General features: G+C 43.8%; 31 protein-coding genes and 1 riboswitch. Of the genes, 23 read left to right on the top strand and 8 right to left on the bottom strand.

Annotated elements, in window-relative coordinates; all coding sequences use genetic code 11:
* The first annotated feature begins 1 nt into the window (after position 1).
* The 7 genes from secY (at position 2) to rplQ (ending at position 4,440) form a co-directional block, all read left to right on the top strand.
* Positions 2–1,330 (top strand): preprotein translocase subunit SecY, encoded by a 1,329-nt coding sequence (gene secY, locus AAEU28_RS15215; protein ID WP_058031292.1) that lies wholly within the window; start codon positions 2–4, stop codon positions 1,328–1,330.
* Positions 1,331–1,352: 22 nt separating this feature from the next.
* Complete coding sequence (gene rpmJ / locus AAEU28_RS15210; RefSeq protein ID WP_002959476.1) at positions 1,353–1,466, top strand: 50S ribosomal protein L36; 114 nt, start codon at positions 1,353–1,355, stop codon at positions 1,464–1,466.
* A gap of 127 nt (positions 1,467–1,593) precedes the next feature.
* The gene (rpsM, locus tag AAEU28_RS15205) at positions 1,594–1,950 is read left to right on the top strand and encodes a 30S ribosomal protein S13 (RefSeq protein ID WP_058031679.1); all 357 of its coding nucleotides are present in this window, start codon (positions 1,594–1,596) and stop codon (positions 1,948–1,950) included.
* Between the two features lie 13 nt (positions 1,951–1,963).
* Positions 1,964–2,350 carry a 30S ribosomal protein S11 gene (rpsK, locus tag AAEU28_RS15200; protein WP_010562279.1) on the top strand — a complete coding sequence of 129 codons (387 nt, stop codon included), beginning with the start codon at positions 1,964–1,966 and terminating at the stop codon, positions 2,348–2,350.
* Positions 2,351–2,371: 21 nt separating this feature from the next.
* Positions 2,372–2,992, top strand: a complete 621-nt coding sequence (gene rpsD, locus AAEU28_RS15195) for a 30S ribosomal protein S4 (RefSeq protein WP_171628000.1) — start codon at positions 2,372–2,374, stop codon at positions 2,990–2,992.
* Between the two features lie 24 nt (positions 2,993–3,016).
* Positions 3,017–4,003 (top strand): DNA-directed RNA polymerase subunit alpha, encoded by a 987-nt coding sequence (locus tag AAEU28_RS15190; protein ID WP_058031290.1) that lies wholly within the window; start codon positions 3,017–3,019, stop codon positions 4,001–4,003.
* Between the two features lie 38 nt (positions 4,004–4,041).
* The gene (rplQ, locus tag AAEU28_RS15185; RefSeq protein WP_058031289.1) at positions 4,042–4,440 is read left to right on the top strand and encodes a 50S ribosomal protein L17; all 399 of its coding nucleotides are present in this window, start codon (positions 4,042–4,044) and stop codon (positions 4,438–4,440) included.
* Between the two features lie 511 nt (positions 4,441–4,951).
* Here rplQ and plsB read toward each other — a convergent pair.
* Positions 4,952–7,378 carry a glycerol-3-phosphate 1-O-acyltransferase PlsB gene (plsB, locus tag AAEU28_RS15180; RefSeq protein WP_421964902.1) on the bottom strand — a complete coding sequence of 809 codons (2,427 nt, stop codon included), beginning with the start codon at positions 7,376–7,378 and terminating at the stop codon, positions 4,952–4,954.
* A gap of 383 nt (positions 7,379–7,761) precedes the next feature.
* Between plsB and rpsJ the strand changes: the two genes are divergently transcribed.
* The 12 genes from rpsJ (at position 7,762) to AAEU28_RS15120 (ending at position 15,076) form a co-directional block, all read left to right on the top strand.
* Complete coding sequence (gene rpsJ / locus AAEU28_RS15175) at positions 7,762–8,073, top strand: 30S ribosomal protein S10 (RefSeq protein WP_005495349.1); 312 nt, start codon at positions 7,762–7,764, stop codon at positions 8,071–8,073.
* Positions 8,074–8,100: 27 nt separating this feature from the next.
* Positions 8,101–8,736 carry a 50S ribosomal protein L3 gene (rplC, locus tag AAEU28_RS15170; RefSeq protein ID WP_421964901.1) on the top strand — a complete coding sequence of 212 codons (636 nt, stop codon included), beginning with the start codon at positions 8,101–8,103 and terminating at the stop codon, positions 8,734–8,736.
* 17 nt (positions 8,737–8,753) lie between these two features.
* Positions 8,754–9,356 carry a 50S ribosomal protein L4 gene (rplD, locus tag AAEU28_RS15165; RefSeq protein WP_058031286.1) on the top strand — a complete coding sequence of 201 codons (603 nt, stop codon included), beginning with the start codon at positions 8,754–8,756 and terminating at the stop codon, positions 9,354–9,356.
* Entirely contained in the window at positions 9,353–9,655 is a 303-nt protein-coding gene (gene rplW, locus AAEU28_RS15160) for a 50S ribosomal protein L23 (protein ID WP_058031285.1), read from the top strand. Before rplD ends, rplW begins: the two co-directional genes overlap by 4 nt.
* 17 nt (positions 9,656–9,672) lie before the next feature.
* The gene (rplB, locus tag AAEU28_RS15155; protein WP_058031284.1) at positions 9,673–10,497 is read left to right on the top strand and encodes a 50S ribosomal protein L2; all 825 of its coding nucleotides are present in this window, start codon (positions 9,673–9,675) and stop codon (positions 10,495–10,497) included.
* A 16-nt stretch (positions 10,498–10,513) separates the two neighbouring features.
* The gene (gene rpsS, locus AAEU28_RS15150) at positions 10,514–10,792 is read left to right on the top strand and encodes a 30S ribosomal protein S19 (RefSeq protein ID WP_010367084.1); all 279 of its coding nucleotides are present in this window, start codon (positions 10,514–10,516) and stop codon (positions 10,790–10,792) included.
* A 12-nt stretch (positions 10,793–10,804) separates the two neighbouring features.
* Positions 10,805–11,137, top strand: a complete 333-nt coding sequence (gene rplV / locus AAEU28_RS15145) for a 50S ribosomal protein L22 (RefSeq protein ID WP_058031283.1) — start codon at positions 10,805–10,807, stop codon at positions 11,135–11,137.
* Positions 11,138–11,149: 12 nt separating this feature from the next.
* Complete coding sequence (gene rpsC, locus AAEU28_RS15140) at positions 11,150–11,851, top strand: 30S ribosomal protein S3 (protein WP_058031282.1); 702 nt, start codon at positions 11,150–11,152, stop codon at positions 11,849–11,851.
* A 13-nt stretch (positions 11,852–11,864) separates the two neighbouring features.
* Complete coding sequence (gene rplP, locus AAEU28_RS15135) at positions 11,865–12,278, top strand: 50S ribosomal protein L16 (protein ID WP_058031281.1); 414 nt, start codon at positions 11,865–11,867, stop codon at positions 12,276–12,278.
* Positions 12,278–12,469 (top strand): 50S ribosomal protein L29, encoded by a 192-nt coding sequence (gene rpmC, locus AAEU28_RS15130; protein ID WP_058031280.1) that lies wholly within the window; start codon positions 12,278–12,280, stop codon positions 12,467–12,469. The genes rplP and rpmC overlap by 1 nt, the downstream gene beginning before the upstream one ends.
* A complete protein-coding gene (rpsQ, locus tag AAEU28_RS15125) occupies positions 12,469–12,726 on the top strand; it encodes a 30S ribosomal protein S17 (RefSeq protein WP_421964900.1) in 258 nt (85 codons plus the stop codon). Before rpmC ends, rpsQ begins: the two co-directional genes overlap by 1 nt.
* A gap of 325 nt (positions 12,727–13,051) precedes the next feature.
* The gene (locus AAEU28_RS15120) at positions 13,052–15,076 is read left to right on the top strand and encodes a prolyl oligopeptidase family serine peptidase (protein WP_421964899.1); all 2,025 of its coding nucleotides are present in this window, start codon (positions 13,052–13,054) and stop codon (positions 15,074–15,076) included.
* A 730-nt stretch (positions 15,077–15,806) separates the two neighbouring features.
* Here the strand turns inward: AAEU28_RS15120 and AAEU28_RS15115 are convergent.
* Positions 15,807–16,457, bottom strand: coding sequence for a DUF2959 domain-containing protein (locus AAEU28_RS15115; protein ID WP_421964898.1), 651 nt, complete (start codon positions 16,455–16,457; stop codon positions 15,807–15,809).
* Between the two features lie 86 nt (positions 16,458–16,543).
* Here AAEU28_RS15115 and AAEU28_RS15110 point away from each other — a divergent pair, with 86 nt between their 5' ends.
* The 3 genes from AAEU28_RS15110 to dtd all read left to right on the top strand — a co-directional run bounded on the left by AAEU28_RS15110 (position 16,544) and on the right by dtd (position 18,955).
* Positions 16,544–17,443, top strand: coding sequence for a virulence factor BrkB family protein (locus AAEU28_RS15110; RefSeq protein ID WP_421965009.1), 900 nt, complete (start codon positions 16,544–16,546; stop codon positions 17,441–17,443).
* A gap of 25 nt (positions 17,444–17,468) precedes the next feature.
* Entirely contained in the window at positions 17,469–18,407 is a 939-nt protein-coding gene (locus AAEU28_RS15105) for an alpha/beta fold hydrolase (RefSeq protein WP_421964897.1), read from the top strand.
* Positions 18,408–18,517: 110 nt separating this feature from the next.
* Positions 18,518–18,955, top strand: a complete 438-nt coding sequence (gene dtd / locus AAEU28_RS15100; protein WP_421964896.1) for a D-aminoacyl-tRNA deacylase — start codon at positions 18,518–18,520, stop codon at positions 18,953–18,955.
* Here dtd and AAEU28_RS15095 read toward each other — a convergent pair.
* Positions 18,952–19,641 (bottom strand): spermidine synthase, encoded by a 690-nt coding sequence (locus AAEU28_RS15095; RefSeq protein WP_421964895.1) that lies wholly within the window; start codon positions 19,639–19,641, stop codon positions 18,952–18,954. The two genes, dtd and AAEU28_RS15095, sit on opposite strands and share 4 nt — an antisense overlap.
* Before the next feature lie 196 nt (positions 19,642–19,837).
* Between AAEU28_RS15095 and AAEU28_RS15090 the strand changes: the two genes are divergently transcribed.
* On the top strand, positions 19,838–20,731 hold the full coding sequence (locus AAEU28_RS15090) for a YiiD C-terminal domain-containing protein (protein ID WP_421964894.1): 894 nt from the start codon (positions 19,838–19,840) through the stop codon (positions 20,729–20,731).
* Positions 20,732–21,004: 273 nt separating this feature from the next.
* Here the strand turns inward: AAEU28_RS15090 and AAEU28_RS15085 are convergent, their stop codons facing one another.
* The 5 genes from AAEU28_RS15085 to dapA form a co-directional block, all read right to left on the bottom strand.
* Complete coding sequence (locus AAEU28_RS15085; RefSeq protein WP_421964893.1) at positions 21,005–22,030, bottom strand: phospholipase A; 1,026 nt, start codon at positions 22,028–22,030, stop codon at positions 21,005–21,007.
* A 180-nt stretch (positions 22,031–22,210) separates the two neighbouring features.
* Positions 22,211–23,323, bottom strand: coding sequence for a succinylglutamate desuccinylase/aspartoacylase family protein (locus AAEU28_RS15080; RefSeq protein ID WP_421964892.1), 1,113 nt, complete (start codon positions 23,321–23,323; stop codon positions 22,211–22,213).
* Between the two features lie 8 nt (positions 23,324–23,331).
* Positions 23,332–24,537 carry a PLP-dependent decarboxylase gene (locus AAEU28_RS15075; RefSeq protein WP_421964891.1) on the bottom strand — a complete coding sequence of 402 codons (1,206 nt, stop codon included), beginning with the start codon at positions 24,535–24,537 and terminating at the stop codon, positions 23,332–23,334.
* Positions 24,537–25,277 carry a 2,3,4,5-tetrahydropyridine-2,6-dicarboxylate N-succinyltransferase gene (locus AAEU28_RS15070; RefSeq protein WP_138477796.1) on the bottom strand — a complete coding sequence of 247 codons (741 nt, stop codon included), beginning with the start codon at positions 25,275–25,277 and terminating at the stop codon, positions 24,537–24,539. The genes AAEU28_RS15075 and AAEU28_RS15070 overlap by 1 nt, the downstream gene beginning before the upstream one ends.
* A gap of 11 nt (positions 25,278–25,288) precedes the next feature.
* Positions 25,289–26,173, bottom strand: coding sequence for a 4-hydroxy-tetrahydrodipicolinate synthase (gene dapA, locus AAEU28_RS15065; protein WP_421964890.1), 885 nt, complete (start codon positions 26,171–26,173; stop codon positions 25,289–25,291).
* Positions 26,174–26,287: 114 nt separating this feature from the next.
* Positions 26,288–26,480: riboswitch (Lysine riboswitch) on the bottom strand.
* Between the last annotated feature and the right edge of the window lie 153 nt (positions 26,481–26,633).

The raw sequence follows: 26,633 nt of genomic DNA, 5'->3' as shown, positions 1-26,633 counted from the left end.
AATGGCTAAACCAGGTCAAGATATGCAAAGTGCACAAAGTGGCTTAGCGGAATTAAAGCGCCGTTTACTATTTGTATTAGGTGCAATTATTATTTACCGTTTAGGTTCTTTCGTGCCGATCCCTGGGATTGACGCCGCTGTACTTGCCGAGTTCTTCGAGCAACAAAAGGGCACCATTGTTGAGATGTTCAACATGTTCAGTGGTGGTGCGCTTGAGCGTGCTTCGGTATTAGCGCTGGGTATTATGCCTTATATCTCAGCTTCGATTATTATGCAGCTATTAACGCACATACATCCTGCGATGATAGAGCTTAAGAAAGAAGGTGAGCAAGGTCGTAAGAAGATCAGCCAGTATACTCGATACGGTACGCTCGTGCTTGCTACATTCCAGTCGATTGGTATCGCCACTGGCTTACCAAGCATGATGGACGGGTTAGTTGTTAACCCAGGTTTCGGTTTCTATTTCACCGCTGTGGTGAGCTTAGTAACAGGTACTATGTTCCTTATGTGGCTGGGTGAACAAATTACAGAGCGTGGTATCGGTAACGGTATCTCAGTTCTAATATTTGTTGGTATCGTAGCTAACCTGCCGTCTGCTGTTGGCTCGACAGCCGAAATGGCGCGCCAAGGCGATTTGAATGTTTTTGTACTGCTAATGATTGCGGTAATTGTATTCGCTGTAACTTATCTTGTTGTGTTCTTTGAGCGTGGTCAACGTCGTATCGTTGTTAACTATGCGAAGCGTCAACAAGGTCGTCAGGTATTTGCTGCTCAAAGCACGCACTTACCATTAAAAGTTAATATGGCGGGTGTTATTCCACCAATCTTTGCTAGCAGTATCATTTTGTTCCCTGGTACAATTGCAAGCTGGTTCGGCCAAGGTGAAGGTCCGGTCGCTGATGTGCTACAAGCTATCTCTGCAGTGTTGACTCCTGGTCAGCCTCTGTATGCGATGGTATTAGCTGCGGCTATTATCTTCTTCTGCTTCTTCTACACTGCGTTGGTATTTAACCCGCGTGAGACAGCAGATAACCTTAAAAAGTCTGGCGCTTTTATTCCAGGCATTCGTCCGGGTGAACAGACATCAAAATACATTGATAAAGTGATGACACGCTTAACCCTTGCGGGCGCGTTGTATATAACCTTTATCTGTCTAGTGCCCGAGTTTATGACTATGGCGTGGCAAACGCCATTCTACTTCGGCGGTACATCAATCTTGATTATCGTTGTAGTAATCATGGACTTTATGGCACAAGTACAGACTCATATGATGTCTCATCAGTATGATTCTGTGCTGAAAAAAGCAAACCTTAAGGGCTACGGTCGTTAAGGCTAGTTTACGGAGTTGAGCAATGAAAGTACGTGCTTCCGTTAAGAAAATTTGCCGTAACTGTAAAGTAATCAAACGTGCAGGTGTTGTACGTGTGATTTGCAGTGAGCCAAAGCACAAGCAAAGGCAAGGCTAATAAAAGTCATGCAGGCTAAGTAATACTACTTAGCCTGTTTCATTGGTAAAACTTGAATGTCGGTTGGGTATCCTATACGGGCTTTCCAGCAAGATGATGATCAAGTTTATTTATAGGAGATATGTTAGTGGCCCGTATCGCAGGCATTAACGTTCCTGATCATAAGCATGCTGTTATCGGTTTAACAAGCATCTATGGTGTAGGTAAAACTCGCGCTAAGGCGATCTTAGCAGCGACTGGTATCGCCGAAACTACAAAAATCGGTGATCTTTCTGACGAAACACTTGACGTACTTCGTGAAGAAGTAGGTAAGTACACTGTTGAAGGTGACCTTCGTCGTGAAGTTACACTAAACATCAAGCGCCTAATGGACCTTGGTTGTTTCCGTGGCTTACGTCATCGTCGTTCGCTACCACTACGTGGTCAGCGTACTAAGACTAACGCGCGTACTCGTAAGGGTCCACGCAAGCCTATCAAGAAATAAGGTGGGGTAAGTTATGGCTAAAGCACCAATTCGTCGTAAAAAGGTCAAAAAGCAAGTTGCTGATGGTATGGCACACGTTCATGCATCATTCAACAACACTATTGTGACCATCACTGACCGTCAAGGTAATGCTCTTTCTTGGGCGACTGCAGGTGGTTCTGGTTTCCGTGGTTCTCGTAAGTCTACTCCGTTCGCTGCACAGGTTGCTGCTGAGCGCGCAGGTACTGCTGCACAAGAGTACGGTCTTAAGAACCTAGAAGTATTCATCAAGGGCCCAGGTCCAGGTCGTGAATCTTCAGTTCGTGCATTAAATGCACTAGGTTACCGTATCACAAACATCACTGACGTGACGCCAATCCCTCATAATGGTTGTCGTCCACCGAAGAAACGTCGCGTATAACAATAGGTTAGGAGAAAGAACATGGCAAGATATTTGGGCCCTAAGCTCAAGCTAAGTCGTCGTGAAGGTACTGACCTGTTCCTTAAGAGCGGCGTTAGAGCAATCGACTCTAAGTGTAAGCTTGAAACAGCACCTGGTCAGCACGGTGCTCGTAAAGGTCGTCTATCTGATTACGGTCTACAATTACGTGAAAAGCAAAAAGTTCGTCGTATTTACGGTGTACTAGAAAAGCAATTCCGTAACTACTATAAAGAAGCTGCTCGCCTTAAAGGTAACACAGGTGAAAACCTATTACAGCTTCTAGAGCAACGTCTAGACAATGTTGTATATCGCATGGGTTTTGCAAGCACACGTGCTGAAGCGCGTCAGCTAGTAAGCCACAAAGCGATTATGGTTAATGGTCGTGTTGTTAATATCCCTTCTTTCGTAGTTACTCCAGAAGATGTTGTAGTAATTCGCGAGAAGTCTAAAAAGCAAGCGCGTATCATCGCTGCTCTAGAGTTGGCTGAGCAACGTGAAAAGCCAACTTGGATTGAAGTTGACGGTAAGAAAATGGAAGGTAGCTTCAAGCGCCTACCAGAGCGTTCTGATCTGTCTGCGGACATTAACGAACAACTAATCGTCGAACTTTACTCGAAGTAAAGTTAAGAGTTAAGAGAGGATAAAATGCAGGGTTCTGTAACCGAATTCCTAAAGCCAAGGTTAGTCGATATCGACGCTATCAACCCATCACGTTCTAAAGTTGTTTTAGAACCACTTGAGCGTGGTTTTGGTCACACTTTGGGTAATGCTTTACGTCGTATTCTTCTGTCATCTATGCCAGGTTGCGCAGTGACTGAAGTTGAAATTGACGGTGTATTACACGAGTACAGCGCGAAAGAAGGCGTTCAAGAAGACATCATTGAAATTTTGTTAAACCTTAAAGGCTTAGCAGTATCTCTAGAAGGTAAAGATGAAGTTTTCCTTACCCTGACTAAATCTGGTGTAGGCCCTGTGACTGCGGCAGATATTCAACATGATGGCGATGTAACAATTGCTAATCCTGAGCACGTGATTTGTCACCTAACGGCTGACAATAGCGAGATCAGCATGCGTATTCGTGTTGAGCGCGGTCGTGGTTATGTACCGGCGTCAAGTCGTTTATCCTCTGATGACGATGAGCGTCCAATCGGTCGTTTGTTGCTTGATGCATCATTCAGCCCGGTTGAGCGTATTGCGTACTCGGTTGAGTCAGCACGTGTTGAACAGCGTACAGACTTAGATAAACTAATCATCGATATGGAAACGAACGGCACACTAGATCCTGAAGAAGCGATCCGTCGTGCGTCGACTATCCTAGCTGAACAGCTTGAAGCATTCGTAGATTTACGTGATGTTTCTGAGCCAGAAGCGAAAGAAGAGAAGCCGGAGTTTGATCCGATTCTACTTCGTCCTGTTGATGATTTAGAGCTAACTGTACGTTCAGCGAACTGTCTGAAAGCCGAGCAAATTCAATATATCGGTGATCTGGTACAGCGTACTGAGGTTGAGCTTCTTAAGACGCCTAACCTTGGTAAGAAGTCTCTAACAGAGATCAAAGACGTGCTAGCTTCACGTGGTCTTTCTCTGGGCATGCGCCTAGAAAACTGGCCACCTGCAAGTCTAGCTGAATAATCAGATTACTATATTAGTTTAGTTAGAAGGATAGGGTCATGCGCCATCGTAAGAGTGGTCGTCAATTAAACCGTAACAGCAGCCATCGCAAAGCGATGTTCAGCAACATGGCTGGTTCTTTGGTGAAGCACGAAATCATCAAAACTACTTTGCCTAAAGCGAAAGAGTTGCGCCGTGTAATTGAACCTTTAATCACACTGGCTAAGACTGACAGCGTAGCAAACCGTCGTTTAGCGTTTGCTCGCACGCGTGATAAAGAAGTTGTTGGTAAGTTATTCAGCGAACTAGGTCCTCGTTTCTCAGAGCGTCCTGGTGGCTACACTCGTATTCTTAAGTGTGGTTTCCGTGCTGGTGATAACGCACCAATGGCTTACATTGAGCTTCTAGACCGTCCAGTTGCGGAAGAAACTCAAGAAGACGCGCAGTCTGCAGAGTAAGTCTTTATAAGACATGAAAAGGCCGAGCAATAGCTCGGCCTTTTTGTTTTAGAAATGCACCTATTTCAATCTCAGTTTCAGTCGAAGCACCGAAATCCTCCCTAAGCTAACATCTTCATTTTTAATACCTTCAGATATCTACTAATTGAATCTGATCTATTTACAATTTGCCTGCTGATACTAATAACAATTCTCTTCATTAAGAGGCCTATTTTGATGCAAAGAGCGCTCGTTACTAAAGGCGAAAATTTAGCAATTAAATTGTTCTGAGCAGCAAGTGATTAACGCAGATAGCGTCAGTTTTTGTCTCTCCCAATGATGGAGTATTAATGAGGATAGCTATAAACAGCTAGCTTGACTAAATTACTTATTCGGCCAGAAAGTGTTACTTCTTAAAGCATATAGATGCCCAGAATGATATGACTGGTAGGGTATATTCGATTCTATTGAATTGGTCGAGATACGAGTAAAAAAGCCGCATTATGAAATGCGGCTTTTGAAATGTTTTAAATTAGCTGCTGTGCTCATGGATAGATTGCCAAATACTCACTGGCAATAATTCAGTAAGTTGCGATTGTAAATTAGTTATGGCCTCTTGGGCATGAATGGTGTTTTGCTCACAAATACTGATATAGTTTTGCTCCTTTAACCCAGATATCAGATTAGTAAGCACCTTCTTATCAAAGAACTCTGGGCTTTTTATGCCATGCAAAGTACCTAAGCGTTTGGCTAACACTTCACAATCTGCTTCAAGCTGCTGGCGCTTTATTGCATCTGAATTGATGATCTGCGTCGTCGTGATTGCATAACGTTCAAGGGTTAGATGCATCACGTTACCAAGCATTTCTAATTGAGCTTGTGCTTGCTTGTCGGCAGTGATCTTGATGATGCCATTATCCATGCTGATCAGCTTTTGTTGTTCAAAGCTGTTCAAGATATTCGCGATATAGTCCTCAGACAGTGTTGTTAAAAACCATTCTTTCGCAAACAGTGGATACAACGCATTCACGGTCTTATTTGCAGACTCAATAGCAACTTCTGTTTTTTGATAAATTAGCTGTGCAAGTATGCTTGGTACAGCAAAAAGGTGAATGATGTTATTTCTATAGTAATTAAATAGTGTGCGCTCTTTCTCCTTAATAGAGATAATTTCGCCCATCTCATCAGTTAACACATCAAACTTATTTAACTTTAATGCATGCTCGAGTAGTGATTGCGCATCATCTGAAGGAAGCGTGATTTGATCGTTATATTTTGCTTGCTGCTGTAGTGCTAAATAAAAATCCAGCTGCTTTAGTAGCTTTGGTTTGCTTAAAGCAAATTGATCGCGACTCAGTAAAATTGTGGCGAGTAAGTTAACTGCATTCAGTGCAGCGGCGCTGTTTATATTGGTCATGATGTCTTGCGCTACATTTGCAACTTGGGTATTAAGCCATTGCGGCTTCGTACTATCATCACCAATGTGCGTTCGCCAATCCGGTTGGTGTTCATTTAGATATTGTTGCAGAGCGATTGGTTCACCGAAGTTAAGATAACCGCGACCATAGTTTTTGAGATTTTTTATCGCTTTAAAAACTGCGAAGATGGATTCGTTCTTTTTGTCATTACCCGCGAGCTCTTTCAGATATGTATTAATCTCCATTACGTGTTCATAGCCGATATAAACAGGCACAATAGAGATTGGTCGTTCAATACCACGAAGCATTGCTTGCATGGTCATTGCTAACATACCTGTTTTCGGTGGCAATAGGCGGCCTGTTCTACTACGGCCACCTTCAGTATAAAACTTAACCGAGTAGCCTTTCATAAAGAGCTGGCTTAAGTATTCTTTGAAAATGGCTGAGTAAAGTTTATTTCCCGCAAATGAGCGGCGAATAAAGAAAGCACCAGAGCGACGGAAGATCCCCCCTGCAGGGAAGAAGTTTAAATTTACACCTGCTGCGATATGTGGAGGTACTAACCCTTGGTGATAGATAACATAAGTCAGTAACAGGTAGTCCATGTGGCTGCGGTGGCAAGGTACATAAATAATTTCGTGGCCCTTATTTGTTAACTCATGGACACGCTCTGCGTATTTCACTTCAATGCCATTATAAAGCTTGTTCCACAACCAAGTTAATATACGGTCACCGACTCGGATCATGGCATCAGAGTAGTTGGCTGCAATTTCCTCAAGTAATTCTTTTGCTTTTAACTTGGCTTCTTGATGGCTTAATCCTTTCGCTTTAGCTTCGTCTGCAATCGCTTTCTTAATGCTTGGCGACGCTAGTAAGCCTGAGAAGAGTGCTTCTCTTGATGGTAACTTGGGTCCTGTTGCTGCTAGCTTTTGGCGTTTGAAGTGCACCCGTGCCACGCGAAGTAATTTGTGCGGAAGTTCGTCAACGTCCGCTTTATCCGTCATCAACTGATTGAGTTCAATGGGCTGGCTAAAGCGAACAAGGTTATCTCTACCCGAAAACAGCAAAACAAAAAACTTTCTTAACCAGCTCGGAGTCATTGAATGAGAAAATAGTGTGCCGATACCTGGTTTTTCTTTTCCTGGGTTTCTGCCCCAGAGAATGGTAACAGGTACAACTTGAGCACGTTGTTCCGGAGAGAGGCTGAATGCATCGAAGATTTGCTTGCCAATTACCAGTGCGTCACTGGGTTTTGCTTTATCACCAAACAGCGGGGTTGGGTTAGCAAGTGGGATAAAACGGTCGATCTGTTTTCCTGAGAGTGTTTGTTGCTCTCTTGGGTCTGGCAAACCAAGCTGCTTACATACTGCTGCCAATGCAGCTAAATCTGCTTTTGAATTTAGACGCGTTACGTAAAACGTAGGCACAGATGAGTCAAGTTCAAATTGTGCGACAGGAGATTCTGGCAGCAGTTTTGTCCTAACTAAAATACGGTTTACGGCAGCCGCAATTACATTCGCGCTGCGAGTCAAAATGTTCATATCATAACCAGCTAAAAAATTTGCTATAGAATACCAAGGAAATACTGGACTGACCATTTACAAAAAAGCATCAATCTCAGAAGCTTCTATTAAGTGTAGATGTTTTCAAAAAGAACTCGACTAATTCAGTGTTACGCTGAATGACATATTTATTAAGATAAACTGTTGCATTTATCGCCAGTCTCTATATAATACGCAAACTTTCTGCTCATTATGAGTTCGAAAGTTAACTATAGGACTTGGATTTCAAGTCATTAAACAGGAACTCCGATTTGGAGTTCAATGGTAGAAATAGAAGAACACCCGACCTCTTGTTATATTAAGATGGTTTCGGAGGTTTTTTTATGCTCTTTTTAAATGCTCTTTTTATTTGAGGTTTAAGAATGTCAAATCAACGCATTCGTATTCGCCTAAAAGCTTTTGACCACCGTTTGATTGACCAATCAACGGCGGAAATCGTGGAAACTGCGAAACGCACTGGTGCTCAAGTACGTGGTCCAATCCCACTACCTACGCGCTTTGAACGTTTTACTGTATTGATCTCTCCGCACGTAAACAAAGACGCGCGTGATCAGTATGAAATCCGCACCCACAAACGTCTGATCGACATCGTAGAACCAACAGACAAGACTGTAGACGCTCTAATGCGCCTAGACCTTGCTGCTGGTGTTGATGTTCAAATCAGCCTGGGTTAATCGGAAGATTAGAGAGGTTTTAGGAAAATGGCATTAGGTCTAGTCGGTCGTAAAGTGGGTATGACACGTATCTTCACTGAAGATGGTGTATCTATCCCTGTGACAGTTATCGAAGCGACGCCTAACCGTGTAACGCAGATCAAATCTGACGCTACAGACGGTTATAACGCGCTTCAAGTTACTGCAGGCGAGAAAAAAGCAAGCCGTGTAAACAAACCAGAAGCGGGTCACTTCGCTAAAGCTGGTGTTGAAGCGGGTCGTGGCCTGTGGGAATTCCGTCTTAACGGCGGAGAAGGTGAATTTGAAGTTGGTGCTGAACTAACAGTTGAGCTTTTCAATGACGTGAACAAAGTTGACGTTACTGGCACTTCAAAAGGTAAAGGTTTCCAAGGTGGTGTTAAGCGCTGGAATTTCAGCATGCAAGACGCTACACACGGTAACTCTTTGTCTCACCGTGCTCCTGGTTCAATCGGTCAAAACCAATCACCTGGTAAGGTGTTTAAAGGTAAGAAAATGGCCGGTCACATGGGTGCTGAGCGTTCAACGACTCAGAATCTTGAACTAGTTCGTGTTGACGCTGAGCGTAACCTGCTTTTAGTTAAAGGTGCAGTACCTGGCGCTATCGGCGGTGACGTTATCGTTAAACCAGCTGTTAAAGCATAAGTCCTGGAGATTTAGTGATGGAATTAGCAATTAAAGGCGCTGGCGCGCTTGAAGTTTCCGAAGCTACTTTTGGACGTGAGTTTAACGAAGCATTAGTACACCAAGTAGTTGTTGCATACGCAGCAGGTGCTCGTCAAGGTACTCGTGCTCAGAAGACACGTTCTGAAGTGCGTGGTGGTGGTAAGAAACCATTCAGCCAAAAAGGTACTGGCCGTGCACGTGCTGGTACAATCCGCAGCCCAATCTGGCGCAGCGGTGGTGTGAGCTTTGCAGCTAAGCCGCAAGATCACAGCCAAAAAGTTAACCGTAAGATGTATCGCGGTGCGATCAAAAGCATCTTATCTGAGCTTGTACGCCAAGAGCGTTTAGTAGTTGTTGAAAACTTCGGTTTAGAAGCACCTAAGACTAAAGAGCTTGTTGGTAAGCTTAAAGAGCTTGAGCTTAAAGACGTGTTAATCGTGACTGAAGAAGTAGATGAGAATCTATTCCTTTCTGCACGTAACCTATACAAGGTTGATACACGTGACGTAGCTGGCATTGACCCAGTAAGCCTAATCGCTTTCGATAAGGTATTAATTACTGCAGGTGCTGTTAAGCAACTTGAGGAGGCGCTAGCATGATCCGTGAAGAACGTCTTTTAAAAGTAATCCTTGCTCCACACATCTCTGAAAAGAGCACTATTGCTGCTGAAGAAAACAACACAATCGTTTTCAAAGTAGCAACAGACGCAACTAAAGCTGAAGTTAAAGCAGCTGTTGAGAAGCTTTTTGAAGTAGAAGTAACTGGTGTTCGCACACTAAACGTTAAGGGTAAAACAAAGCGTACTGGCATGCGTTTCGGTCGTCGTTCAGACTGGAAAAAAGCCTACGTTACTCTTAAAGAAGGTAGCGAGCTAGACTTTGTCGGCGGCGCCGAGTAATAAGGGGAGTTAGAATTATGGCACTTCAAAAGTGTAAACCAACTTCTGCGGGTCGTCGTCACGTCGTTAAAGTGGTTAACCCTGATCTACACAAGGGTAAGCCATACGCTCCGCTACTAGAGAAAAACTCTAAGTCAGGTGGTCGTAACAACAACGGTCGTATCACGGTTCGTCACATCGGTGGTGGTCACAAGCAACACTACCGTGTAATCGATTTTAAACGTACTAAAGACGGTATTCCGGCTAAAGTTGAGCGTTTAGAATATGATCCAAACCGTAGCGCAAACATCGCTCTTGTATTATATGCAGACGGTGAGCGTCGTTACATCATCGCACCTAAAGGCTTAAAAGCTGGTGATACTATTCAGTCTGGTGTTGATGCACCAATCAAGGCTGGTAACACATTACCAATGCGCAACATGCCTGTAGGTTCTACTGTTCACAACGTTGAGCTTAAGCCTGGTAAAGGTGCTCAAATCGCTCGTTCAGCGGGTGCATACGTTCAGATCCTTGCTCGTGAAGGTCAGTACGTAACACTTCGTCTACGTTCAGGTGAGATGCGTAAAGTTGAAGCGGATTGTCGCGCAACTTTAGGTGAAGTAGGTAACGCAGAACACATGCTACGTTCACTAGGTAAAGCTGGTGCAAATCGTTGGCGTGGTATCCGTCCTACAGTTCGTGGTGTTGCCATGAACCCAGTAGACCACCCACACGGTGGTGGTGAAGGTCGTACCTCTGGTGGTCGTCATCCTGTATCTCCATGGGGTGTACCTACTAAAGGTAAGAAGACACGTAAAAACAAGCGTACTGATAAATTAATCGTACGTCGTCGTACTAAGTAATAGTTGAGGAATTGCCATGCCACGTTCTCTCAAGAAGGGTCCATTTATTGACCTACACTTGCTGAAGAAGGTAGAGAAGGCGTTGGAAAGCGGTGACAAGAAGCCTATCAAGACTTGGAGCCGTCGTTCAATGATCATCCCTAACATGATCGGATTGACCATCGCTGTCCATAATGGTCGTCAGCACGTACCTGTATTCGTTACAGACGAAATGATCGGTCACAAACTAGGTGAATTTGCACCTACACGTACTTACCGCGGTCACGCTGCGGATAAGAAAGCTAAAAAGCGTTAATCGGAGGGTATGATGGAAGCATTAGCTAAACACAAATTCGCCTCTGGTTCGGCGCAAAAGGCACGTCTAGTGGCTGATCAAATCCGTGGACTTCCGGTTGATCGCGCGCTAGAAATCCTAGCGTACAGCCCTAAGAAAGCGGCTGTATTGGTTAAGAAAGTACTTGAGTCTGCTATCGCGAACGCGGAGCATAACGAAGGTGCTGACATTGATGAGCTTCGCGTAGCTACGATCTTTGTGGACGATGGTCCTACAATGAAGCGTATTATGCCACGTGCTAAAGGACGCGCAGACCGCATCCTTAAGCGTACAAGCCACATCACTGTTGTGGTTTCGGATAGCTAGGAGATATAAGTAATGGGACAAAAAGTTCATCCTACTGGTATTCGCCTAGGTATCTCAAAGCCTTGGGTATCTACTTGGTACGCGAATACTAAAGATTTCTCTGAACAGCTTTTTGGCGATCACAAAGTACGTCAATACCTTACTAAGGAATTGAAGTCTGCTTCTGTGTCTAAAATCGTTATCGAGCGTCCAGCTAAATCAATCCGTGTAACAATTCACACAGCTCGTCCTGGTGTTGTTATCGGTAAAAAAGGTGAAGACGTTGAAAAGCTTCGCCAAGCTGTAACTAAGCTTGCTGGTGTACCTGCACAAATCAATATTGCAGAAGTACGTAAGCCAGAGCTAGATGCACAGTTAGTTGCTGACGGTATCTCTTCTCAGCTAGAGCGTCGTGTTATGTTCCGTCGTGCTATGAAGCGCGCAGTACAGAACGCAATGCGTCTAGGTGCTAAGGGTATCAAAGTTGAAGTTAGCGGTCGTCTAGGCGGTGCTGAAATCGCACGTTCTGAGTGGTATCGTGAAGGTCGTGTACCTCTACATACTCTTCGTGCTGATATCGACTACGCAACTTCTGAAGCTTTAACCACTTACGGTATCATCGGTGTTAAAGTTTGGATCTTCAAAGGCGAAGTTATCGGTGGTCTTCCACTGAAACAAGAGCAAGAGAAGCCAGCTAAACGTGCTCCGAAGAAAGCCAAAAAAAGTGCTAAGTAAGAGGTAGCGATTAATGTTACAGCCAAAACGTACAAAATTCCGTAAGGTTCATAAAGGCCGCAACCGTGGTCTTGCGAACAACGGTAACAAAGTTAGCTTCGGTTCATTCGGCTTGAAAGCAACTGGTCGTGGTCGTATGACTGCTCGTCAAATCGAAGCAGCTCGTCGTGCTATGACTCGTCACATCAAGCGTCAAGGTAAAATCTGGATCCGTGTGTTCCCAGACAAGCCAATCACAAACAAGCCGCTTGAAGTTCGTATGGGTAAAGGTAAAGGTTCTGTTGAATACTGGGTTGCTGAAATTCAGCCTGGTAAAGTGCTTTACGAAATGGAAGGTGTTTCTGAAGAGCTTGCTCGTGAAGCATTCAACCTTGCTTCTCGTAAACTACCATTCAAGACAACTTTCGTAACTCGGACGGTAATGTAATGAAAGCTAGCGAATTAAAAGACAAAAGCGTAGAAGAGCTAAACGCTGAACTTCTAGAGCTACTTCGTGAGCAGTTTAACCTGCGCATGCAAGCGAGCACTGGTCAGCTAGCTCAAACTCACGAACTGAGAAAAGTACGTCGCAACATTGCGCGTGTTAAAACGGTTATTAACCAGAAGGCAGGTGCATAATGAGCGATAAGATCCGTACTCTTCAAGGTCGTGTAGTAAGCGATAAAATGGACAAATCAATTGTTGTTGCTATCGAGCGTCAGGTTAAGCACCCGATCTACGGTAAATTCATCAAGCGTACTACTAAAATGTCAGTACACGATGAGAGCAACACTGCTAAAGCAGGTGACGTAGTTACTATTCGTGAGTGCGCGCCAATTTCTAAGAATAAGTCTTGGACTTTAGTAGAAGTTGTTTCTAGTCCTAAGCAAGCTTAATTTTAGTCTTAGACTAAGTTTATAATTGCTTAAAAGCCCCGGCATTTGCTGGGGCTTTTGTCGTTTAGATGCTTGGTATTTTTTATGTATAGTTCTGCCCGGATTTCTTAAATCTGTTTCAATTCATCAAGTCACAACAAAAATGAAACGCCTTTTATATTTCAATAATGTTCTTTTATCGATTTATTAAGACTTATACAGGTTGCTCACGTATTCTCCAATTTGAAACTACTTTCGGGACATGCATTAACAATGACTCTCCTCATTGTGTTGATGCCATTGTTTCTGATCTTTGACTTTGACTTTGAGTTTTGGAATGAAGGATATGAATGAAAAGCGCCATTTCAGTGGCTTACTAACTTGGGCATTATTATTTTCCCTATTTATAACGACACAAGCGCAAGCATCTGCTGCAAAGAAAGAGTCAAAAGGCTTAGTGCCTGAAGATTACTTTGATTTTGTCTTTTTAAGTTCACCTCAGGTATCTCCTAATAACGAAGACATTTTATTTGTTAAACGAACAGTCAATGACGATGCCAGCGGAAGAAATAGTCAGGTCTTCAAAATAGACAAATCGGGTGTTGTTTCTGAGTTTACTCAAGGCACAGGCGATCGCGCGCCTCAATGGTCACCAGATGGCTCTCGTGTTGCCTTTATCCGTTCGGTTGATGGTAAATCTCAGGTATTTGTCATGCCGGCCAATGGCGGTGAGGCAAAGCAAGTGACTTTCTTAGAGCAAAGTCTGTCGAGCTTTCAATGGTTGCCATCTGGCGAGCAGTTGCTGCTCACATTAAGTGTCAGTCCCGAGAAAGAAAATGAAGCATTAGACAGCGAGCCTGAAAATAAGCGTGCTAAACCAGATATTGTGGTAGTCAAAAACGCGAGGTACATCGGAGATGGTGCAGGCTATTTAAGTGATAAGCGTCGTCATCTATTTACCTATGATTTAGAAAGCCAAGCATTGACTCAACTGACAGCAGGGTCTGATTGGAATGTAAATGGCCCAACTTTGTCTAAAGATGGTCAATATGTTTATTTTCATGCCAATAAAACAGGGCTCGAGTATGAGGGTAATGATAATAGCGATATCTATCGCTTAAACATTAAGACAAAGCAGCAAGTGGCATTGACTCAACATCAAGGCAGTCAATATAGCGTGAGCGTTTCGCATGACGGTAAGTCGGTCGTGTACAGCCACCAAGAAGACACCTATGAGCAAGCAGATCTATTTTTACAGCGTGGAAATAGTAAGCCAAAAAATTTAACTGCAGCATTCGACAGACGCGCTTCAGGGGCTTTATGGTCACCGACAAATAAGTCGCTTTATTTTACAACCAGCGATCATGGTGCCCACCGTTTATTCGCAGTTGACACTGGGGCTGCATCGGTCAAAAAACTATTAGACATAGACAAAACGGTTAGAAATTTAGCAATTGCACCCAGTGGCAAGTTTCTAGTCTTTACTTTAGAAAGTTCAACAGCACTCCCAGAACTTTATCGATATGAGATTCAGTCAAAAAAACTGCAAAAGCTCACACAATTTAATGATGCATTGATTGCGAGCAAAGCCCTTTCACCGGCAGAATCATTTTGGTTTGAGAATGAGCAGGGAATGAAAGTACAGGGTTTCGTTCATAAACCAATTAATTTCGACAAGAATAAATCATACCCATTGGTATTGAATATTAAAGGCGGCCCAGGTGGTATGTGGGGGCACCAGTGGTTCCATGAAAACCAAATGTATGCTGCCAAAGGCTATGGTGTCGTTTATGTGAATTACCGTGGTAGTAGCGGCTATGGTATTGCACATAGTAAAGCTGTTCGAAAGGATTACGGTGGTGCAGATTACAGAGATAACATGCTGTTTTTAGATAAGGTGATCGCACAAAATAGCTGGATTAATAAAGATGCGCTGTATATCACAGGGGGCAGTCATGGTGGCTTTTTAACTAACTGGATCACGACCAAAACCGATCGCTTTAAAGCTGCAGTCACGCAACGTAGTGTCAGCTCATGGATCTCTGAGGCGGGCACGCAAGAGTATACGCCAGCGCAAATGACCAAAGAGTTTGGTGGTACGCTTTGGACGAACTTTGCAGGATATTGGGATCGCTCACCATTGAAATATGCTGATCAGGTTTCAACACCGACTCTGATCATCCACAGTGATCAAGATATGGTGACACCCATAGGGCAGGGCCAAGAATGGTTTTATGCGCTTAAAGCGAATGATGTTCCTGTAGAAATGGTGATCTTTAAGGGGGAGACACATGGTCTGTCTCGCACTGGTACGCCTACAAATTTAGTTGAGCGTTTAGATCGTATTTTGGATTGGTTTTCGCGTTATTAACTAGGCTTAAAAAAGAAAGTGAAAAATAGCTACCTAAGTAGCTATTTTTCACTTATTAACTCACATTTTTGTGTTTTAAAAAGTTAAACAGCCAGTGAAGTGCTACTAGTGCAATCACTCCTGCGGCACATAAGATTGGTAGCATAACTAGTGCAATTGCTGATGTAGAACTTCCTGTAGTGACTCCGCCAATGTCAAAGTGCAATGAAATAGTGACGAATAACATAATCAAATGACAAGCGATCGAGGCTAATTGGTTTCTCCTGCTAATTTGCAGTGTTTTGAACTTCAAAAAGAAATTCAAACCAAGAAGCAACAAAGGCACTGAGACGATCCATAGTGTGAATATGAAAGATGATGAGCCGCTTAGTGTGATATAGGTGGCTATCAAAAAGGTGTACAGCAGCTCATATTTATACTTGTTTAACATAGTTGTCACCGAAAAAATCTCCCCTGATTGTGACTTTCTTATTTTTAATTATTTGCAGCTGGTTTTTAAATATTGCTTCTCATAATCGTACCTTTTTTTAGTTGCAACTGTACATCACTTGGAGTTTGCACATACAAAGAGCAAAAGAGTATGCGTCATTCGGGTTGAAGCTTACGGGATAGGCGTAGAGAGGACTTTAGGAGTTTACAAAATGACGAGATTGACGCTTTTTTGGTGAGTGGCCTGCCATAAAAATGTTAAATGGCAGGCGATTAATCTGAGTTGTAGGAGGTATAAAGGCTAGTTCACTTTATTCTGATTCATTTGCTCAATAAAGGCATTTGAATCGGCAATCGAACGATTCATATCATTGATTAGGTTTTGAATATCGACTTTCAAAGAGTCAAACTCACCTCGGATCGCCGCGACCGCTTGGGCATTCAGGTTATGCTTTAAATACAGTACATTGTCTTTCAATGAGTCTAAAACAGGCTGCATTTTAGCTTCACTACGACGCATCGATTTAAGCAGCTTAGAGAACTGCCTTTGTGTTTGCTTTAATTTTTTCTCACTTTCACGTTTTAAGTTGGCATTGGAATATTGGCCAAGTTCATCCTGCCATTCATCAAATAATGCTTCGGCGACATCTTCTACTTTGTCGATGTTGTTAGAGACATCGCTCGCAGCCGAAAGGCTTGATTCATAATCATCATTCAATTGCTCATAGGCAGTTTGTAATTCGCCACCATCAAAATTGACTAGTGTGGTTAATCTTTCTAGTGCTGATTGAAATTCTTGCTGTGAGTTTTGTTGTGACTCTTTGGTCGCTTCGACTCTATCTACAAGGATTTCTCGTTTGTGTACACCAACTTTCTCCATTGCAGAATAGTAAACTGTTTGGCAAGCGCTTAGGCCAAGGCATAACGTTGCTGCTAGAGCTAAATGTTTCATAATCAACCTATTTTATTAACTATCTTGATGTAAATTATGGGGTGGATTGCTATGATGTGCAAAACGTTTCCTGTTTATTTTATCTTATGCAACTGCACTATCAGCAAATACAATCTAAAGCGAAAGACTTTCTAGCAGATCAGCCTAGTTGGTGGCAGCACTATTTTAAGCGCTGTGTAGAAGATCAAATTACCATCAACGCAGGTTACTTGGCCTATGTAACCTTGCTGTCTTTGGTGCCTTTAATTGCTGTCGGTGTAGCAATATTTTCAGCTTTTCCTGGCTTTGAAGATACCCGAGTTGCCATAGAAAACTTCATTTTCACTAATTTTGTTCCAACTTCAACAGATTCCATTAAGTCTCATATCAGCGCCTTTACGGGTAATGCAAATCAAATGACTGCCGTGGGCATTAGCTTCTTAGCGGCTGTGGCGCTATTGCTTATCAGAAATGTAGATACTGCCTTAAATCGCATTTGGCGAGTAAAAGAGAAGCGACCGTTTATGATCTCTTTTGCGATTTATTGGATGGTATTAACTCTGGGCCCAGTTTTACTTGGTGCAAGTATTGGTGTGACATCTTATATAGTGTCTTTGGTATCGTTTGCCGATCAGGGTATTCCAGGGTTTAGTGGCTTCTTATTAAAACTTTTACCCTACGCAATTTCCATGGCCGGCTTCATTATGCTCTATACTTTAGTTCCGAATAAGAGAGTTGCTTTTCAAGCTGCGATCCCTGGTGCTTTGTTTGCGGCATTGTTGTTCGAGCTAACCAAGAAAGGCTTTGCTATGTATATCAGCCACTTTCCTTCTTATGAAGTGATTTATGGTGCATTAGCAACTGTGCCGATCCTATTTGTTTGGGTCTACTTGTCTTGGATTGTGGTGCTGTTAGGCGCTGAGTTTACTGTGTGTTTAAGCGAAAGGCTTGAGCAACAGCAAGCGCCTGAACAACACACTGAGGATAGCCAGCACATAGCGCAGTAAGAAAAGTGATAACCTTGGAGGTCTTATGTCTCTTGGTTACGAGTTCAAAGCAGCGCGTCAAAGTTTTCACCTTGCGGTAGGGCAAGGTGCACAAATTCATGTAGAAGAATATGGGTGCGAGCAAGGTGTGCCTGTGGTCGTTTGCCATGGTGGCCCGGGAGCGGGTCTTGTGCCTGCGATGAGCTGCCTGTTTAATCCACGAAAATACCGCATTATTTTATTTAGTCAGCGGGGCTGCGGCCTCTCTTCGCCTGATTCACTGGCGCATAATAGTCCAGCCCATTTGGTGGATGACATGCATTTGCTGCTTAATCATCTTGGTATTGAAAAAAGTGTCATTGCAGGGGGATCTTGGGGGGCGACATTGGCGCTACTTTTTTATCAATCTCATTCTGAAAGAGTGTCAGGGTTAATACTTTGGGCAAGCTTCCTCGCTGAAACCACCGATCTCGCTTGGTTGTATGGGCCACATGGGGCGGGTGCGCAATTTTATCCTGAGTTGTATTCAGATTTTAGCCATGGTCTCAAAAGCGAAGCGGAGATCTTACAGCATTATTATCAGTCTTTGACAGGCACAGATGAACTGGAGCAACATAAAGCAGCACAGTTATGGATGGCCTGGGAGTCGAAGTTGGCTTTAGGCGCAAGAGCCAGACTTGCCAACATTGAACAAGCGCACTGTAATGTTCAGCAAGCAAAAATAATGTGTCACCTCTTCCAAGAACAAAATTTTTCTCAGCTCAGTGATATCGCTCAATTTAAAGCGTCGCTTTGTCATCTACCATGCTGGCTTATTCATAGTCGAGATGATTTATTGTGTCGCTATGCCCCCGTACAACGCTTTGCTCAAAAGCATAAAGCGCAATTTTATGTATTGGAGAATGCTGGGCACGCACAGCGAGAAGGTGACTATATGGATGCCATTATTCGTGCTTCTGACTTAATGCTGTGTCGTTTGCATTAATACCTTTGTTATATCAGGCGTTACACATTCTAAGTGGTAAAGACTTTCGTTTTAGAAAACGGCTAAATTCGGTATATTTAGCACATTAAAAATAACGTTTTGAGAATGATATGCAGGGATTAATTCAAAGAGTTACTCACGCAAAAGTAGACGTGTCGGGTGAGTGCGTTGGTGCGATAGGCAAAGGTATTTTATTGCTATTGGGCGTTGAAAAGCTAGATGATGAGTCTACAGCAGACAAGCTACTTCATAAGGTCAGTAATTATCGCATATTCACTGATGACGCTGGCAAAATGAACCTCAGCCTGAAAGACATTGAGGGTGAGCTTTTAGTGGTATCGCAGTTTACTTTGGCCGCGGATACTAAAAAGGGTATGCGTCCAAGCTTTTCGAGCGCAGGTACGCCAGCACAAGCCGAAGCGTTATACGACTACTTTGTGGCACAAGCAAAAGCCGCGGGTATTAAAGTTCAAACAGGGCAATTTGCCGCAGATATGCAAGTGAGCTTGTGTAACGACGGGCCGGTCACTTTTAACCTGTCGGTTTAGCGGCTTACTGCAATGATGTGATTCAAGTAGTCAGGTATGGCAATTTCATTGGGCTTCTTGCCAAAATTGGTGATCAGTCGGTGTTGAAGTTGCTCTAACTGTGAGGGATGACTGGAGAGAAAGTTAATAAACAGCCAGCCGCCTTGATTTAAGCGATTGCGAATATTTTGATAAAACTTATGGTCGAACAAAAAATTCGGCGCATCTTCTTGGCTAAATAAATCTAAAATAATCCAATCATATAATGCACTTTTTTGTACAAACCGCTCGGCGTCATCACAGATCAACGCACTGAGCGCATCACCGTCGAAATACTTCTTATAACAGCGGATAACTTCAGGGTCTTTTTCAATTGAGGTGACATGCACGTCTGGATATTGAGATTCTAAGTAGTTACGGATAGCACCTGCACCCAGTCCTAACTCTAATACGGTTTTAGGCGCTGCTAATGGCTGCCAAAGCGCTGCAAGCTGCTGTAAATGCGGAAGTAACAGGCGCGAAGCATCGTCTCTATCAATCACTGATTGTAAAGTGTCGTTGATTAAGAGCCATCGATACTGTTTTTCTTGGCGAACTTGAATACTGATTTGGCCATGTTTCTGCCAATAAATTAAATGTCCAAAATCGTGGCAGTGAAAAACAAAGTCGGTGCTCAAAGTGTCAGAGCTTGTAAAAAATTTTTCCATAATTACATCATCATAGCTGAGCTTTTCTGTAATGCCAGTGTGTCCACCAAGTTTTACATTGATTGTTGTTGAAGCAGCGCGAAACTATGTTTTATTTTGCGGTTTTCTAGTATGGTGAGTTTATAAAAACGACACCAAGTTGCCGTTGCTTTGTAAGTAAATCGACGGCCAGAGATGCATTTCAACAGGAGTAACTATGTTTCAGGTAAGTGCACCACAAAGTAGCGAAGACTGGCAAGCCTATTATCAATTACGTTGGCAAGTTTTACGCGCCCCGTGGGATCAGCCTCGCGGCTCAGAGCAAGATGATTTAGAGCAAGAAGCGGAGCACCGTTATATTAAGAATAATGACGGTGACGTATTAGCGGTTGCACGTTTGCACTTTAATAATCAGCAGCAAGCACAAGTGCGTTATATGGCAGTAGATGAAAAGCACCGTGGCCAACATTTAGGTAGTCGCTTACTGCATGACCTTGAAAAGGTAGCTTGGCAGCAAAATGCTGATGAACTAGTATTATTTGCCCGTGAAAGAGCGCTGTCTTTCTATGAAAAGCACGGTTACACCGTATTAGAAAAAGCCCACCTTGCATACGGTGACGTACAGCATTGGAAAATGGTCAAGCAAAAGCCTTGTGAGCCAGGTTGGTTCCGCCACCCAGATTGGACGCAGGTACTGCAAAACACATGGCGTGAGTCTATTCCAATCAGTGATGCGATGGGCATTAAAGTTGAAAGCTACACTGACTGGCAGTTTTCAACTAAGGCAGACTTAAAAGCGAACTTGAATCTGCATAACTCAATGTTTGCAGGCTCGGTATACAGCATGGCGACCCTGACAGGGTGGGGCGCGACCTATTTAGCGCTTAAAGAGCTCAACCTTGAAGGTAACATTGTGTTGGCTGATGCTGAAATCAAATACCTTAAGCCGCTAACAACGGCACCAAGTGCAACTGTGACCATCGCAGATTGTTCGGGAAAATTGCTTGAATTAGAAACTGAAGGTAAAGCGAAATACTATGTACCAGTCAATGTGTACGATGGCGATAAGCTAGTTGCCAAGTTTGAAGGCTGCTTTGTTGTGCTTCGCTAAAATTAAGCGTTAGATTTAAAAAGTCAAGCTACTCGCTTGGCTTTTTAATTATTAGGTAGAAGTTATACCAATCCTCAATAATACTTAATCATTTTGAGGTACTAAAACTGACGCTAACTTCGTTGAAAATTTCTTATTTAGAATAACTAAATAGCAAAATTTCCGCCTTGCCTACATGGATGTAGGTACCTCGGCGATAGCAGGACGCGTGAGCGGCGTTATCGACTAGTTTTTCTTGCCTCAAAATAGACTGCTTAATTAAGAGGATTGGTATTACAAAATATCGGTGAGCAATATACCTACACCAAAACGTTGTATATCGGCATTGTAATCAATCATGCTCTCACCATAGCCGTTAAAGTATTGCGCATATCCTCTGAGCCTACCCCAAAGCGGGAACGACCAATCTAGCTGTAAAGCACCGCGATTATCGCTGTGAAGGTTATTTCTCACCATGAAACCAAATTCATGATCGCCCTGACGATACACGCCACTAAACTCAAAGTAGCCCATATATTTGTATATATCTGGGTTGTCGTCGCCTTTTGCCTCTAAAACATCTGGTTTGTCGTCTTCAGGCAATCGATACCAAGGCTTAAAACTAAAAACAAACCCTCGGTTTTCCCAAATAAAGTTGGCATACAGTCTGTTCCAAGAACGAGAATTTGGCTGGCTGCGACCATTTGACTGATGCGATAAACCGACCACTACGGCCATCTCATCGCCCCACAATACATTCTCATCATCTAAAAAATTTACCCAAAATACTTCAGGTTCATAGTTTGTTTCACGAAAGGGTGAAGAGATATCCTTGTTATAAAACTGCCAATAGGATTGCAGGGTGAAAGCGGTATAAATGGCCTGATCAGGGTCTGAAAAGCCGGTGTAAACAGGTACCTTTAATGACAGTTGGTATTTGACTTCGAAGTTATCAAGCGGCTCACCTTGTTCGTCACTAATTGCTTTTATGCCATCAAATGGGCGGTTATTTGGCTGACTAATATAAGACACGGGCAAAATGTAATTACGGTGATGGGGTGTTAGAACGTTACGGTTCTTTTGCGTCACACGTTCGCGGGCCATACGTTGATCGAGTAGACTGAATTTTTCAGCGGCCTCTAACTTAGAGCACTTTCCTTTAATATCTGCGACTAGAGTATTGTCGCCAGCATTTATTAGTTCATTGATGACACATTGTTTAACGAGATCGATTTCATCTTCTTCCACTGGTGTTTCTGTGGCAAAAACCAGCAATGGAAAAGTAAATAAAATACTCAAAGATGTGAGTAGGTAGCGCATGGTTGCCTCTTTGTATGCTCCTTTAACAAAATGAGTATACATGAGATGCATGAAGTTAGCGTGAATAAACGAATTGGGTTGTAAATGAAAAACAAGAAAAAGGCGGGCGGCATAAGCCGCCATACCTTAGTAAGCGACACTCAATAAAAGGTGCTTACTCTCACGCAATAAGGTGAAGCCTTACAGCTCGAAATAGTTTGTGAAGAATTTATAGAGTTCAGTGCCTTGATTCACGCTGGCCGAAGCAAAATGCAAAATGGTGATGGCATCTGTATCTAACGTGATTTCATGTAATGGCTTTTCTGATAAGTATTGTTCCATGCGTAAAATCTTCGCAATGGTGTCACCGGCTTTTATATGACTGCCTAGTTCGGCGTTGTACTCGACCATGCCACCCATAGGGGCATAAAACGCCAAATAGTCATCAAGCATACAGGCATAGCGGGTAATAGGCTTAGGCGTAAACTCAGCACCGATAAACGCTTTTTTGTGGTTTAGGTAACTTAAAATACTTTCGGCATCGAGTTTGGCTTCGGTTAAATCGATTTTCTCTTGTGAGCCAAGTTCAACGGTGAAAGCTTCAACCCATACAGGAATGTTGCGACCTTGCGCTTTGTAGGCTTCGCTTAATTGCCACCAAGGGCAAAAAGTCGCTTCGTCCATCGCGCCATCAAATTCATTGGGGATCAACAGCACGTGCTCAATGTCAAAGTAGCTCGCACTGGCTTTCGCATATTCCGGACAGTATAAATGCTTTGCCGAGATCGGACCGGTGTGAAGATCTAACACAATGTCAGCTTCATGTGCTAAACGCTGCAAGGTTACTGCGATCCGTTTGCCGGTATTCACGCGATAAGCGGGTTGATCTAGAAACGCTTGGGTCTGATCAACAAGCAGAGCGCGGAACTTTGCTTTGATCTCATCTTCTGGCGAGTCTAAATGTTTGCTTACAAATGACTCGATCAACTTGCTGTGATCGTGATACATGCGGTTCCAGTTGGTGCCGGTGATCGGATCAAAACGACCTAAAGTAAATTCGCCCGACTTTTGATTACAACCGATCGGATTCGCATAAGGCACTAAAGTGATGTCTGAAGCCAGTGTTTGTGTTTTTAGCTGCTCAAGCAATTGGTAAATAACGGCATTACCTTGCACTTCTGCACCATGCATATTGGCTTGAATATACACTTTTGGGCCACTGCCATTGCCTTGTAAACGATACACAGGAATGGTCAAAGGTAAGCCGTTGGCAATTTCGCCAACTTGAATGTGTTCTTGAGTAATTGTATTCATGGGTTCATCTACACTAAATAACTTGCGGCGTTTTGGCTCTCACGCACGCAGACAACTTGGCCTTGCTCAATCACGTATTCAGCAGGCAATTCATGACATAAAAAGAACGGCATACTTTCGGTATACCCATAAGCACCACATTGACTGAATACCACCCAGTCGTGCTCGTTAATATCTTCAGGTAGTGAGTGCTTACCCAAACTGTCGAGTGCGGTACATAGTGGGCCATGTACTAGGAAATCTTGTGATGGTGCACTAGATTGGCGTAACAATTCACCCGGAAATGCTTGGTTTGTCACAGCAGGGCGTAACACATGATTGATACCGCCCGCGACAATCAGTTGGTGCTCACCATAGTTAAGCTTTTGCTCAACCACAGGGTTAACGTAGTGGCCGATTTCACCTACCGCATAACGGCCTAGCTCCATCCACAGTTCTTCAACCCCAGCCGCGGCTTTAATGGTTGCCAGTGCATCGACTAACTTTGGCCAAGCGAGGCGATCAGCATCGGTTGTGTAAGGAATACCTAAACCGCCGCCTAAATCTAAAATTTGACATGTAAAGCCAAGTTGCTCAGCTAAATTGGTCAGTGGCGCGACCATTTGTGACCAAAGTTCAGCGAGTTTTTCGGTGCTGAGCATATTGCCCCATTGGAAAATATGCAGGCCAACGAAATTAAGCGCAGGGTAGTCTTGAATGCTCAGCTGTTGCCACTCTTCAAGCCCTAAACCAAATGGCGTTAAGCTGTCACCACCAAGCGGGTTCTTTTCGCCATCGGGCCAGCGCAATTGCACACGCAGTAGAATGCGCAACTGCACCTGATGTTCTGTCGCAGCTTGGTTTAACCAAGCCACTTGATTCAAACTTTCTGCCACAAAGGTGCGCACACCTTGTGACAAAAAGTGTTGGAGCTGCTTTTTAGATTTAGCAGGTCCGGTGTTGAGCACACGGTTAGCAGCCACGCCTTGACGCAATACTTGGTCAAGTTCGCCACTGCTTGCTACGTCAAAGTCAAAGCCCGCTTTATCTAAGGTTTGGATCACCTTAGAAAGAGGGTTGGCTTTAACGGCATACCATAACTTCACCACAGATTGCACTGTCAGTGGTTTTAAATGCGCGTATAACGCATCTAGGTCATAGACAAAAAACGGTGTGTCGTTCTGCTCACTGATCGCAGTGATATGCTGACGTAGCTGTGTGCTCAAAAAGCTCATTAGCGTAATACCTCTTCAAGGATTAAAGACGCATCGCTTTGCTCATCGCGGTATTTAACAATTAACGCACATGACATGCTTAAGCCCTGCTCGCGGCCCCATGCACTTGAAGATGGACGAGAACCCGGAATAACAATCGCATTCTCAGGAATTGGCTCGCCTTTTTCTAATACGCGCTCGTTCACACAGTCATAAACAGGAATGGTTGCAGATAAACGGACACCTGGTGCAAGTACAGCCCCTTTCTTAACAACTACACCTTCAACGATCACACAGCCAGCACCGATGAACGCATCATCTTCGATAACCACTGGGCTGGCGCCAACAGGCTCTAATACACCGCCTAGTTGCACAGCTGCACTTAGGTGCACGTTTTTACCTACTTGTGCGCATGAGCCAACTAGCGCATGGCTGTCTACCATAGTACCTTCATCGATGAATGCACCGATGTTTACATACGCTGGTGGCATAATGATTGTGCCAGATGCCACATAGGCGCCGCGACGCACACTTGAGCCACCTGGTACCATACGTACGTTTTGTTCTGCATTGAAACCTTGTGGTGCTAAGTTATCTTTATCTACAAAGCCACCTGGGAATTCAACGTTCGTGCCGTTTCTGAATGCTTCTAAAATGCCTTGTTTTACTTCTACGTTGGCGTGCCAGTTGCCTTGCTCGTCTTGAGTTGCCGCACGTACGCTACCGTTTTCTAAATTGTTTAATAGTTCTAACCAGCTCATGTTTTACTGCCTTAATTCCAAGATAAAATTGTGTCGTTTGCACGCTCAATCGCTGCATTACATTGCAGTTCTAGGTGCGTAAGAGGAGGACGAAGATTCGGTGTTGCCAGAGTTCCTTGTTGGTGCATGAGCACTTTGACAGGAATTGGGTTGGCGACACTAAACAAGCTATTTACGGCTTGCGTCCAAGTGGTGAATAAGTTCGGATAAGTACCTGCTAAAGAGCGGCGCACGAATTCAGCGGTTTGCGCTGGCCAGGCATTGGCTGCAACCGAAACTAGGCCTTTTGCGCCTGCCTGAGCAAAGTAAGGGATCAACCCATCGTCGCCACTGTAAATGGCCAGCTCAGGGGCAGCTTCACGGAATTGCTCAAACTTACTGATGTCACCGCTGGCTTCTTTTAACGCCCATAAGTTGTCGTGGTGTGCGAGGTTTTTGAGCACTTGTGGTGACACTTCGACGGCACTGCGACCCGGTACGTTGTAAAGCATACAAGGTAAGTCAGTGGCGTTAAGTAATGCATCAAACCACTGAGTCTGACCAATTACACCCGGTTTGGCATAAAGCGGTGAACCAAGTAGGTAAGCGTGAATAGGGTGCTGATTGCAAAACTCAACCCAAGCTAATTGTTCTTGTAAGTTGATACCACCTACCGCAACCATAAGGGGTACGTTAGGGGTCAAGTTACAAACAAATTCAACAATCGCTTGTTGTTCAGGCAGCGTAAGTGCTAAGCCTTCACCTGTGCTACCAAGCAATAAGATGCCATTACCAGCTTGTTCTTGCTGGCGAACGAGTACTGTGAGTGTGTCAAAATCAACTTGGTCTTGCGCGTCAAAAGGCGTAACCAAAGCCGTCCATAACGGATAGTTGGATAAATCGTGTTGTGATTTCATCTCTACCGAACTTATATCATGTTCGGAGTAAGGAGGGTGTCCACACTTCGAACAATTAAAATTCGAAGAGCAATGGACTTAAAAAAGATAAGGCAAACTGGCCTTATTTATTCTAAGACCAGAAGCTCTCCACCAAAATTCTTGCGTCTTGCGCAATTGGTGACAGTCGCTGGGATTCAGCCCAGTCGCCCGAAGTAAACGTCTAGCAAATACGCTTGCTTCTCGGCGTTAATTCCCCTCGCTACGGCATCAATGGAGTTTGCTCTCCTCAACCGCGCTACCTGAATAACGCACCTCTTCCAGCCCTGGCAGCCGAGACAATGCTCCACTGCGCTCAAATAGGGTGAGGCGGCATTGAAACATTTTAGCCGTCTAGGTGTCAAGCAAAGTGGATTAAAAAATCATCTCTTTAAAACCTGAGGTTATAAACATGGGTGTAAAAGAGATCAAAAAGCCCGGT

The organism is Pseudoalteromonas sp. SS15 (assembly GCF_049257195.1).
In the GTDB taxonomy this organism is placed as follows: Bacteria; Pseudomonadota; Gammaproteobacteria; order Enterobacterales; family Alteromonadaceae; genus Pseudoalteromonas.
This window is presented reverse-complemented; position numbering and strand designations above follow the sequence as displayed.

What these genes read in the sequence shown, in the direction of transcription:
- secY (WP_058031292.1), top strand. Translation starts at nt 2, where the DNA reads ATGGCTAAACCAGGTCAAGATATGCAAAGTGCACAAAGTGGCTTAGCG.
- rpmJ (WP_002959476.1), top strand. Translation starts at nt 1,353, where the DNA reads ATGAAAGTACGTGCTTCCGTTAAGAAAATTTGCCGTAACTGTAAAGTA.
- rpsK (WP_010562279.1), top strand. Translation starts at nt 1,964, where the DNA reads ATGGCTAAAGCACCAATTCGTCGTAAAAAGGTCAAAAAGCAAGTTGCT.
- rpsD (WP_171628000.1), top strand. Translation starts at nt 2,372, where the DNA reads ATGGCAAGATATTTGGGCCCTAAGCTCAAGCTAAGTCGTCGTGAAGGT.
- AAEU28_RS15190 (WP_058031290.1), top strand. Translation starts at nt 3,017, where the DNA reads ATGCAGGGTTCTGTAACCGAATTCCTAAAGCCAAGGTTAGTCGATATC.
- rplQ (WP_058031289.1), top strand. Translation starts at nt 4,042, where the DNA reads ATGCGCCATCGTAAGAGTGGTCGTCAATTAAACCGTAACAGCAGCCAT.
- plsB (WP_421964902.1), bottom strand. Translation starts at nt 7,378, where the DNA reads ATGAACATTTTGACTCGCAGCGCGAATGTAATTGCGGCTGCCGTAAAC.
- rpsJ (WP_005495349.1), top strand. Translation starts at nt 7,762, where the DNA reads ATGTCAAATCAACGCATTCGTATTCGCCTAAAAGCTTTTGACCACCGT.
- rplC (WP_421964901.1), top strand. Translation starts at nt 8,101, where the DNA reads ATGGCATTAGGTCTAGTCGGTCGTAAAGTGGGTATGACACGTATCTTC.
- rplD (WP_058031286.1), top strand. Translation starts at nt 8,754, where the DNA reads ATGGAATTAGCAATTAAAGGCGCTGGCGCGCTTGAAGTTTCCGAAGCT.
- rplW (WP_058031285.1), top strand. Translation starts at nt 9,353, where the DNA reads ATGATCCGTGAAGAACGTCTTTTAAAAGTAATCCTTGCTCCACACATC.
- rplB (WP_058031284.1), top strand. Translation starts at nt 9,673, where the DNA reads ATGGCACTTCAAAAGTGTAAACCAACTTCTGCGGGTCGTCGTCACGTC.
- rpsS (WP_010367084.1), top strand. Translation starts at nt 10,514, where the DNA reads ATGCCACGTTCTCTCAAGAAGGGTCCATTTATTGACCTACACTTGCTG.
- rplV (WP_058031283.1), top strand. Translation starts at nt 10,805, where the DNA reads ATGGAAGCATTAGCTAAACACAAATTCGCCTCTGGTTCGGCGCAAAAG.
- rpsC (WP_058031282.1), top strand. Translation starts at nt 11,150, where the DNA reads ATGGGACAAAAAGTTCATCCTACTGGTATTCGCCTAGGTATCTCAAAG.
- rplP (WP_058031281.1), top strand. Translation starts at nt 11,865, where the DNA reads ATGTTACAGCCAAAACGTACAAAATTCCGTAAGGTTCATAAAGGCCGC.
- rpmC (WP_058031280.1), top strand. Translation starts at nt 12,278, where the DNA reads ATGAAAGCTAGCGAATTAAAAGACAAAAGCGTAGAAGAGCTAAACGCT.
- rpsQ (WP_421964900.1), top strand. Translation starts at nt 12,469, where the DNA reads ATGAGCGATAAGATCCGTACTCTTCAAGGTCGTGTAGTAAGCGATAAA.
- AAEU28_RS15120 (WP_421964899.1), top strand. Translation starts at nt 13,052, where the DNA reads ATGAATGAAAAGCGCCATTTCAGTGGCTTACTAACTTGGGCATTATTA.
- AAEU28_RS15115 (WP_421964898.1), bottom strand. Translation starts at nt 16,457, where the DNA reads ATGAAACATTTAGCTCTAGCAGCAACGTTATGCCTTGGCCTAAGCGCT.
- AAEU28_RS15110 (WP_421965009.1), top strand. Translation starts at nt 16,544, where the DNA reads ATGCAACTGCACTATCAGCAAATACAATCTAAAGCGAAAGACTTTCTA.
- AAEU28_RS15105 (WP_421964897.1), top strand. Translation starts at nt 17,469, where the DNA reads ATGTCTCTTGGTTACGAGTTCAAAGCAGCGCGTCAAAGTTTTCACCTT.
- dtd (WP_421964896.1), top strand. Translation starts at nt 18,518, where the DNA reads ATGCAGGGATTAATTCAAAGAGTTACTCACGCAAAAGTAGACGTGTCG.
- AAEU28_RS15095 (WP_421964895.1), bottom strand. Translation starts at nt 19,641, where the DNA reads ATGGAAAAATTTTTTACAAGCTCTGACACTTTGAGCACCGACTTTGTT.
- AAEU28_RS15090 (WP_421964894.1), top strand. Translation starts at nt 19,838, where the DNA reads ATGTTTCAGGTAAGTGCACCACAAAGTAGCGAAGACTGGCAAGCCTAT.
- AAEU28_RS15085 (WP_421964893.1), bottom strand. Translation starts at nt 22,030, where the DNA reads ATGCGCTACCTACTCACATCTTTGAGTATTTTATTTACTTTTCCATTG.
- AAEU28_RS15080 (WP_421964892.1), bottom strand. Translation starts at nt 23,323, where the DNA reads ATGAATACAATTACTCAAGAACACATTCAAGTTGGCGAAATTGCCAAC.
- AAEU28_RS15075 (WP_421964891.1), bottom strand. Translation starts at nt 24,537, where the DNA reads ATGAGCTTTTTGAGCACACAGCTACGTCAGCATATCACTGCGATCAGT.
- AAEU28_RS15070 (WP_138477796.1), bottom strand. Translation starts at nt 25,277, where the DNA reads ATGAGCTGGTTAGAACTATTAAACAATTTAGAAAACGGTAGCGTACGT.
- dapA (WP_421964890.1), bottom strand. Translation starts at nt 26,173, where the DNA reads ATGAAATCACAACACGATTTATCCAACTATCCGTTATGGACGGCTTTG.